The 8,353-nt window shown below is 71.2% G+C and carries 10 protein-coding genes and 1 pseudogene; 4 read left to right on the top strand and 7 right to left on the bottom strand.

Features of this window, described 5'->3' with window-relative positions; all coding sequences use genetic code 11:
- Window positions 1-544, bottom strand: a 544-nt coding sequence (locus D471_RS0112675; protein WP_026127669.1) for an ABC transporter substrate-binding protein, incomplete at its 3' end; no start/stop codon positions are given.
- Window positions 545-587: 43 nt separating this feature from the next.
- A complete protein-coding gene (locus D471_RS0112670) occupies window positions 588-1,763 on the bottom strand; it encodes a C45 family autoproteolytic acyltransferase/hydolase (RefSeq protein ID WP_017598955.1) in 1,176 nt (391 codons plus the stop codon).
- A 201-nt stretch (window positions 1,764-1,964) separates the two neighbouring features.
- Between D471_RS0112670 and D471_RS0112665 the strand changes: the two genes are divergently transcribed.
- The gene (locus D471_RS0112665) at window positions 1,965-2,750 is read left to right on the top strand and encodes a MurR/RpiR family transcriptional regulator (protein ID WP_017598954.1); all 786 of its coding nucleotides are present in this window, start codon (window positions 1,965-1,967) and stop codon (window positions 2,748-2,750) included.
- Window positions 2,751-2,872: 122 nt separating this feature from the next.
- On the opposite strand, the gene dhaL is transcribed toward D471_RS0112665, so the two are convergent.
- From dhaL to D471_RS0112645, 4 genes and pseudogenes are all read right to left on the bottom strand, one after another.
- Window positions 2,873-3,517 carry a dihydroxyacetone kinase subunit DhaL gene (gene dhaL, locus D471_RS0112660; protein WP_017598953.1) on the bottom strand — a complete coding sequence of 215 codons (645 nt, stop codon included), beginning with the start codon at window positions 3,515-3,517 and terminating at the stop codon, window positions 2,873-2,875.
- Between the two features lie 29 nt (window positions 3,518-3,546).
- Window positions 3,547-4,540: pseudogene (locus D471_RS34185) on the bottom strand (dihydroxyacetone kinase subunit DhaK).
- Window positions 4,541-4,639: 99 nt separating this feature from the next.
- Window positions 4,640-4,882, bottom strand: coding sequence for a DUF397 domain-containing protein (locus D471_RS0112650; protein WP_017598951.1), 243 nt, complete (start codon window positions 4,880-4,882; stop codon window positions 4,640-4,642).
- Complete coding sequence (locus tag D471_RS0112645; RefSeq protein WP_017598950.1) at window positions 4,879-5,742, bottom strand: helix-turn-helix domain-containing protein; 864 nt, start codon at window positions 5,740-5,742, stop codon at window positions 4,879-4,881. Before D471_RS0112645 ends, D471_RS0112650 begins: the two co-directional genes overlap by 4 nt.
- 224 nt (window positions 5,743-5,966) lie before the next feature.
- Here D471_RS0112645 and D471_RS0112640 point away from each other — a divergent pair, with 224 nt between their 5' ends.
- Both D471_RS0112640 and D471_RS0112635 read left to right on the top strand, forming a co-directional pair.
- Window positions 5,967-6,527: an ATP-binding protein gene (locus D471_RS0112640; protein WP_017598949.1), complete on the top strand. Its 561-nt coding sequence runs from the start codon at window positions 5,967-5,969 to the stop codon at window positions 6,525-6,527.
- Between the two features lie 103 nt (window positions 6,528-6,630).
- Entirely contained in the window at window positions 6,631-6,978 is a 348-nt protein-coding gene (locus D471_RS0112635; protein WP_026127667.1) for a hypothetical protein, read from the top strand.
- Window positions 6,979-7,175: 197 nt separating this feature from the next.
- Here the strand turns inward: D471_RS0112635 and D471_RS0112630 are convergent, their stop codons facing one another.
- The gene (locus tag D471_RS0112630; RefSeq protein ID WP_152486291.1) at window positions 7,176-7,523 is read right to left on the bottom strand and encodes a hypothetical protein; all 348 of its coding nucleotides are present in this window, start codon (window positions 7,521-7,523) and stop codon (window positions 7,176-7,178) included.
- A gap of 381 nt (window positions 7,524-7,904) precedes the next feature.
- Here D471_RS0112630 and D471_RS0112625 point away from each other — a divergent pair.
- Window positions 7,905-8,353, top strand: a 449-nt coding sequence (locus D471_RS0112625) for an NUDIX domain-containing protein (RefSeq protein ID WP_017598946.1), incomplete at its 3' end; no start/stop codon positions are given.

Here is an 8,353-nt window from a genome sequence, read left to right as displayed (position 1 = left end):
AGACGATGCCGCCGTTGCCCGCCATCGCGGGCAGGAACACGGCGTCGGCCTGGGCCATGCGCACGGTCACCTCGTACTCGCCGGTCCGCTCGATCGACTCGACGTTGGCGTACTCGTCGGACTCGGCGGCGCCCTCGGCCGCGTGCCGCCGCATGCTCCACACCACGTCGTCGGCGGTGATGGGGGTGCCGTCGCGGAAGGCGGCGTCGCGGTCCAGGCGCAGGACGACCGTCTCGTCGTCGGTCCAGACTGCGGACTCGGCCAGGTGTGGTTCGGTGCCCAGGTCGGGGGTGATCCGCATCAGCCGCTCGCACGTGTTGGCCAGGATCGTGTTCTGCGCGGTGCCGCCGTCGTCGTCGAGGTCGAGCGTGCCCGGCTCCTCCGGGAGCATCCAGGTCACGGTGTCCAGGTCGCCGACGGGGGCGGCCGTGGTGGGGCTGGGGTCGGGGGCGGTGGCCACGGGCGCGGCCGCGCAGGCGGTCGCGGCCAGGGCCAGCACCGCGGCGGGCAGCGCCAGCGGTGGCCCGGTGCGGGAGTCCTTCATGGTCGTCTCCAGTGAACGGTGTGCGGGGGATGGGCGCCGGGGGTCACGGGGTACCGCCGGGGCCGTCGTAGAGGTTCCAGGGAACGGGGAGGAAGTCGTGCTCGCAGGGGTTGCCCGCGGCGACGCGGTACTCGCCGCTGGTGAGGTCGACGAGGTTGGCCAGCACCGTGGACCACCGCCGCACCTCGCTCTTGGCGGGGTCGGGGTGGGTGCACAGGGACTCGGGGTATCCGAGGTGGTCGGACATGGCCTCGCGCACGGCCTTGCGCACCTCGTCGCCGGTGCGGGCGAGGCGGGCGGCCCGCAGGCCGCGCCGGGCCCGGGGCACCCGGATGAGGGAGTCGGCGGCGATGGGCCGGTAGTCGTCGGCGAGTTGGGGCGGGACACCGGCCTGGTAGTGGTTGCCGTGGACGAGCAGGCCCTCGTCGTCGGGGTACATCCACTGGCAGGGGCCGGGGGTGGTCTCGACGTCGACGGCGTACCCGGAGCGGTGGGTGAGCAGCGCGTTGCTCGCGATGTGGGCGCGGGTGCGCAGCAGGACGTTCAGGGCGTCGGTGAGACCGGCCGAGTCGAGCACGCGGCGGCGGATGAGGGTCTGGGGCACGCCCGTGGCGGAGCCGAACCGGCCGCCCAGGCCGTTGGCGTTGAGCGCCAGCCCGGCGGAGTTGGCGCCGTGCCGCCCCACCTGGCCCGCCTCGACCTGCATGATCAGGGTCGGTTTGGGCGGCTGGACGACGCGCAGCATGACGATGGTGTCCTTCGTGCCGTGCCGCCAGTCCCAGTTCTGGCCCGCGTACACGTGCCCGTCGCCCGCGGCGCCCTCGGCCAGCGCGAAGGACGTGCAGCCGTCGGCGGCCTCGCGCTCCTCCGCCGGGGTGTCGGCGGGCATGCGGGTGAAGGAGGAGTCGTAGATGATCTCGCCGCGCACGTTCAGGGCCAGCACGTCGAGCAGGTCGGCGCCCGCGCCCTCGGCGATCCCCTCCATCTCGGTGGCCAGGTCGGCGTCGAAGTCGCGGCAGACCGGGAGCCAGCCGCGCGCCCGGTCCAGCACCCCGCCCCAGCTCAGGCCGCGCTGCTCGGCGAAGGCGCGCTCGTAGAACTCCAGCGCGGCGGCGATCCGGTCCCGGGCCGCCGTCCCGTAGGCCAGGCCCCGGTCGCGCGGCGCGCCGGAGATCTCGACGAGGGGAAGGTCGGCCGACGGTGTGTGTGGTGAGCCCATGCTGTGGTGTCTCCCGGCACACGTCCCGTAATATCCATTACAAGGACGCGTGATGTTGAACTGATCGTTTCTCTCAGGAGTGTAATGAGTAATACGCCACAGTCAAGGGATGTAACCGATGTTTCAGGCACGCCTGGCCTGGACAGACTCCGCGCGAGCGTCCGCGAACACTGGCACTCCCTGTCCCCGGCGGAGAAGTCGGTGTGCCGCCTGCTGACCTCCTACACCAGCGCGCAGATCCTCTACGCCAGCGCCCAGGAGCTCGGCTCCGCCAGCGGCACCAGCAACGCCAGCGTCATCCGCACCCTGCGCCGCCTCGGCTACGAGGGCCTGCCCGCCCTCAAACAGGAGATCGCCGCCCCCTTCACCTCCGTCGTCGCCCCCGAGGTCCGGCTGCGCGACCGCATCGACCGCATGGGCGGCGACTTCACCGAGATCTGGGACCGCGTCACCGACGAGGCGCGCGAACGCGTCGAACACGTGCGGACCGCGGGCTCGGCCGAGGACCTCAAACGCGCGGTGAAGCTGCTGGCCGACGCTCGCGAGACCGCCACCTACGGGGTCGGCGCCTCACGCATCGCCGCCGAACACCTCGCCCTGCGGCTCAACCGGATCGGCGCCCGCGCCAGACACCTCGACACCGACGGCTTCCGCCTCGCCGACGACCTGCTGCGTCTGGACCGCGGCGACGCGGTCGTCGTCTTCGCCCCCGGACGGGTCCTGCCGGAGGTCGAGGTCCTGCTCGAACGCGCCCGCCAGGTCGGCGCCGCCGCCGTCCTGGTCACCGACGAACTCGCCGACGAGCTGAGCGACCGCGTCGACGTCGTCCTCCCCGCCCCCCACACCCCCACCGGCATGACCGCCGAGGCGCTGACCGGCATCGTCGTGGCCGACGCGCTCGTGCAGTCCGTCGCCACCGTCGGCGCTGACCGCGCGGTGGCCTCCTCCCACGAACTCACCGCCCTGCGCAACCGCCTGGGCTACTGACGGTCGCCGGCCCCCGGCCCCGCGCGGTGCCCCCCAGGGGCGGGGCATGCCCCGGACACGACGGGACCGGACACGGCGGGGGCCGGGCCGCACTGTCGCGCGGCCCGGCCCCCGGACGTTCGTCAGCTGCTCGTGTCCGCCACGGCGTCGAGCGCGGCCCGGTAGAACAGGCCGATCGTGACCGCGCCCGGGTCGGGCACGCCCAGGGCCGCCTCGCCCACGTAGCTCGTCCGACCCTTGCGGCCCAGGATTTGACTGGTGCCCTCCGCACCCCGCTCGGCGGCCTCCGCCGCCGCGCGCAGCCCCGCCTCCAGGGGTTCGGCCTCCTGCTCCGCATGCTTGAGGGCCTCGGTTGCGGGGGCGATCGCGTCGACCATCGTGCGGTCGCCGACCTTGGCCGACCCCAGCCGGGTGACGGTGTCCCAGCCCTTCTGGCTGGCCTCGGCCACCGCGCCCAGGGTCAGGAAGTCCATCTGGGACCCCACCTTGGCGAAGTCGCGGAACCACATGCCGAACAGCGGGCCGCTCGTGCCGCCGCTGTGGGACAGGAAGGTGTCACTGAGCACCTGGAACGGCGTGCCCGGGGTGTCCGGCCGGTCGGGCAGCGCGGCCAGGGCGCGGCGCAGACCGGTCGTCATGTTCACACCGAAGTCGCCGTCGCCGCTGCGCCGGTCCATGTCGGTCAGCCGGTCGTTGGCCTCCTCCACCGCGGCCGCGAAGCCGCGGACCCAGCGGTCGGCGAGGGCGGGGCTGAGCTGTTGGGCCATCTCGGATCTCCTCTGTGGTCGCGGTCGGTTCACCAGGTCAGCGCGGGCGTGGCCACGGGGGCGTCCCACAGGTCGAGGATCTCGTCGTCGGCGCGCACCAGCGTCACCGAGCAGCCCGCCATGTCCAGCGAGGTGACGTAGGAGCCGACCAGCGAGCGCGCGGTCTCGATCCCGGCCTCCTCCAGCACGCGCCGGACCTCGCCGAACACCCCGTACAGCTCCAGGTCGTGCGTGCTGCCCAGGCCGTTGACGATCACGATCACCCGTTCGCCGCGCTCCAGCCCTAGCGCCTCGACCACCGGCGCGGTCATCTGGGGGACGATCTCGCCCGTGGGACCGAACGCGCGGCGCTCGCGGGCCCGCTCGCCGTGGATGCCCACGCCGAACTCGACCTCGTCGGCGGGCAGCTCGAAGGAGGGCTCGGACTGGCCGGGGTGGGCCCCGGCGGCCAGGGCCACCNGTGGGGCTGCCCGCCGCCACGCGGCGCCCGAGCTTGGCGAGTTCGTCCAGGTCCGCGCCGCGTTCGGCCGCCGCCCCGCACACCTTCTCCACCGCCACGACGGCGGCCGTTCCGCGCCGTCCCGGGGCGTCGGGGTCGTCGGTGTCGGTGGCCAGGTCGTCGTCGACCAGCACGAACTCGGTGCGCACGCCCTCGTCTGCCAGGAGTTCGCCCGCGATGCGGAAGTTGAGGACGTCGCCGGTGTAGTTCTTCACCACGTGCAGGACGCCCCGGCCGCCGTCGGCGGCCAGCGAGGCGGCCTTGATCTGCATGGCGGTGGGGGAGGCGAAGACCGCGCCCGGGACCGCCGCGTCGAGCATGCCCTCACCCACGAAACCGATGTGGAGGGGTTCGTGGCCGGAGCCGCCGCCGGAGACGACCGCGACCTTGTCCCGGGCGGGGGCGGCGCGGACGACGTAGCTCGGTTCCCGGCTCCAGCTGACGTGCTGCGGCCACGCGGCCGCGAAGCCCGCCAGGGCCTCGGGCACCACGTCCCCGGGAGAGTTGATGAACTGTCGGCGCATGCGCTGCCCCCGTCGAGTAGCCCCTGTGTTGGCTGGCGTGGCACATCCAACNGAGCCGCGCGGGAAGAGGCCCCGCCGCGATCGGCGGGGCGCAGGGGGTCAGAGTTTGGCGGTGGAGAGGAAGGCGTCCCACTCGGCGGCGGGGAAGGGGAGGTGTCCCTTGGCCGGGTTCTTCGAGTCCCGGACGGCCGCGCCGCAGGGGAGGGAGCCGACCTCGACGCAGTTACCGTTGACGCCGCTGTAACTGCTCTTCCGAAAGTTCGCGGGGATCTGGGCCACCTCCACGCAGTCTTGGCCATGGCCGCTGTAGCTGCTCTTGTGGAACTCAAGGTCGGTGTTCATGGTGTGCCTTCTAGGGACTTGAGTGTGTCGGTGATGAGTGAAGCGGAGCGTGCGGTGCTCAAGGCCGAGCCCTGAACATCGCCGAAGGTAGCACTATGCTGCTCAACTTCATCCGGATCCTCCAGGAACAGGCCGTTAGACGCGGTCTCAATGAAGACGATCGGCAGGTCCAAGGGTTCAGGGAAATCCAGGATCGTGAACGGGGCGCACAGGGCGGCGTGCGAACCCACACTGAACGGCAGGACCTGGACGTCGATGTTCGGTAGCTGGGCCATGTAGAGCAGGTGCGCAAGCTGACCTTTGAGGACAGAGGTGCTGCCGATGACGCGCCGGAGGGCGGCTTCGTCGATGATGGCGCGGAACCTGGCCGGGTTGCTGCGTGTCAGGACGTCCCTTCGGGCCGTTCGTGCTTCCACCTTGCGTCGAATGCTCTCAGGGTCGGCGTAGCGACCGCCTTTGAGGAGAGCTTCCATGTACTCAGGCGTTTGAAGTAGACCTGGGATCATCTGACTCTGGAACGTTCGGATAAGGGACGCCTCTGCCTCGAAGTCGGGCAGAGCGTGGTCCTTGAAGACGTCCTTGTACCTGGACCACCATCCACGCTGTCGGGCGTCCTTCGCCAGCGCCTGCATGACCTGCCGCGTGCCCGGGTCCGTGATCTCGTACAGGTCCATCAGCTTGTCGAGATCACCCGAATTGATGCGTTTTGTCTCGGTGGTCTCCATCTTGCTGACCTTGCCGGGACTCCACTTGAACTTCGTGGCGACCTGAGAGGTTGTGTATCCAGCGCGCTCGCGGGCCTGTCGCAACATCGTCGCGAGGCGGCGGAGCCTGAGCGTGGGGCTGTGAGGAGTGGTCATAGGTGGAGCCTAGCGAATAAATAGCTACTTTGTAGCGTTGAGTACTTGAGAAACTCTACGAAGTAGTCTTACTGTAGATGTGTAGACAGTGATCGGTGTCTCACTCAGTGCTCATGCCGGTCACGCTACTGCGCGCCCGTCCTCCATGTCCCGGCAACCGGGAAACCTCCCACGGGCCCGCGCGAACCGTTGCCCACTCCCACACGCCAAGGAGTCTGTTCGCCATGCGCTCTCTCGCGCCGCCGCCCGCCCTGCCCGAGGTGACCGTCCCGCTCATGGAGCTGGTCCACCCCTACCACCGGCACTACTTCACCGGCAGCCCCGACGACGCCCACTACCGCGTTCGCCGCTACGACTTCGGCCCCTCGCCGCTGTACCTGCCCCTCGTGCGCGCCTACCTGGGCACCCTCTCCGCCCACCGCGACGACGAGTACCGCCACCTGTTCACCCTGCTCGGCTCGGAACTGGCCGCCAACGCGCTCGCGCACACCCGCTCCGGCCTGCCCGGCGGCACCTACTCGCTCCTGGCCGAGCGTCACCGCGACGGCATCACCCTCACCTGCCGGGACGAGGGGCGGCCCACCGACCGAGTCTTCGGTCACCGCGACCGCGCCTACCTCGCCCCCGACCCCGGCGGCCTGGACCCCTCCGCCGACGCCGGGCGCGGCCTGGCCATGATCGACGCCCTGTCCACCCGCTGGGGCGACAACGGCCAGCCCAGCTATCGCCAGGTCTGGTGCTACCTCGCCTACGACTTCGCCGACAGCGCCTGGCCCGGGCTCTGATCCACACCCCCGGAAACCAGAAGGGCTCAGAAGAGCGCGGCAACGCTCCTCTGAGCCACACGAACCAGTCCCAAACCATCGCAAAGAGTCAAGGAAGGATTCGATGACGCATCGTATCCCCTCCCCGCGCCCGTCCAGCGACCCGCTCCACCGCTCCCGCCCGCCGCTGCCCCGACGACACCCGTTGATCGGCCCCGCGTGCCCGGCGTGCTCGCACCCGTCCTGCCGCCGACGTCGTGCCGAGCGCTCGCCCCGCCTGGGCGGCCACCGCGCCGAGTTCGCCCCCGAGCACGCGCTCGCCGCCACCGTCCAGGACCGCCACCCGCACCTGGTCGTCTGGTACGGCGAGGAGACCGGTTCGTACTGGGTGGCCTCCTCCACCGGCCTGGCGGAGGTCCCCGACGCCGGAACCCTGACCCGTCTCCTGGACCCGGCTCCGGCCCACCGCTGACCGAACGCGGTCAACCCCGCCCCGGCCACCGTCCGGGGCGGGGTCCCGGGGGCGTGTTCCGGGTCAGCGCGCCGGATCCAGGCCCTCCTCCGGACGCGGGGGAGCCCTTCGGGCCCGCGTCCCCGGGCTGATCGGCGCCCCTGTCAGGACGCCTCCGCCTGGTCAGGGGTCCAGCGGAGCCCTGACACACGTCGATCTCAGAAGAGAAGGAAGCTCCTGCCCTCGGCGGGCCAGTCGGCATCGTTCTCACCTCCGAACGCGACCGGCATGACCGTGCCGACATCGGTCCCGGTCCCGGTCTCGCACGGCTGGTCCATGATCACGACCAGCGCCTCGCTGTTGTTGAGGATGCGCGAGGTCCCCCGGGGCGCGTCGTGGCAGTCTCCCCTGTCCAGGTCGGTGAGCACGTGCACCTGGATGGCTCCGTTCCGGTTCCCGAAGAGCACGATCCCGCCTTCGGCGGATCCGGCCTGTGCTGGTGCGGCGGTGGACAGGGCCAGTCCGCAGGCGGCCAGCGTCGCGGCGACAGCGGTGGGAGTGCGCACCACGTCATCCCTTTCCGTGTTCGTGAGAGTGCACACCGTGGTCGGCGCGGGTCAACCGGTACCACGAACGCGGCGGCGACACACCGACCTCGGATCTTCGAGTCGGTCCGCGTCCCCGGCCGTCTCCAGGCTCGCCCGTTGTGTCGCGAAGGTCGCCCGGGTGGCGGTGTCGGGTGTGGTTCCCTCACACGGCTTTCTGGGCCTTCGCCGACGATCGGGTTCCGGCGGAGGCCGTGGCCGTCAGTGCGGTGATCAGCAGCTCTCCGTCTGGTGGAGGGGATCCGCCGGGATCCGGTGGGAGGTTCTTCCTCGCGCGGATCGTGGGAGACGATTCTCGTGCCCCTTTTCCACAGCGCCGGTACCGCAGATGGAGTGCGCCTCATGGTCCGAACCGAGTACTACGACGACCCGGCCGCGCCGACGCCGAACAGCCTGGTCGTGGCGGCCAGCGCGGCGGTGTTCGACGACGCCGGTCGGCTGCTGATGCAACGCCGCGCGGACAACGGGCTGTGGGCCCTGCCGGGCGGCGCCATGGAGATGACCGAGAGTCTGCCCGAGGCGGTCGTGCGCGAGGTGTGGGAGGAGACCGGCTACGACGTGGAGGTCACCGGCCTGGTCGGCACCTACACCGACGCCCGGCACGTCATCGCCTACGGCGACGGCGAGGTGCGCCGCCAGTTCAACGTGTGCTTCCGGGCCGTGCCGGTGGGCGGCGTGCTGCGGGTGAGCGACGAGTCCCACGAGGTGCGCTGGATCGCCCTCGAGGAACTGGAGGACCTGCCCATGCACCGGACCCAGAGTTTGAGGGTGGTGCACGCGATCCAGGACGG

It is taken from the genome of Nocardiopsis lucentensis DSM 44048 (assembly GCF_000341125.1).
Taxonomy (GTDB): domain Bacteria; phylum Actinomycetota; class Actinomycetes; order Streptosporangiales; family Streptosporangiaceae; genus Nocardiopsis; species Nocardiopsis lucentensis.
The sequence above is the reverse complement of the archived record's forward strand: the minus strand, read 5'-3'. Positions and strand labels throughout refer to the sequence as shown.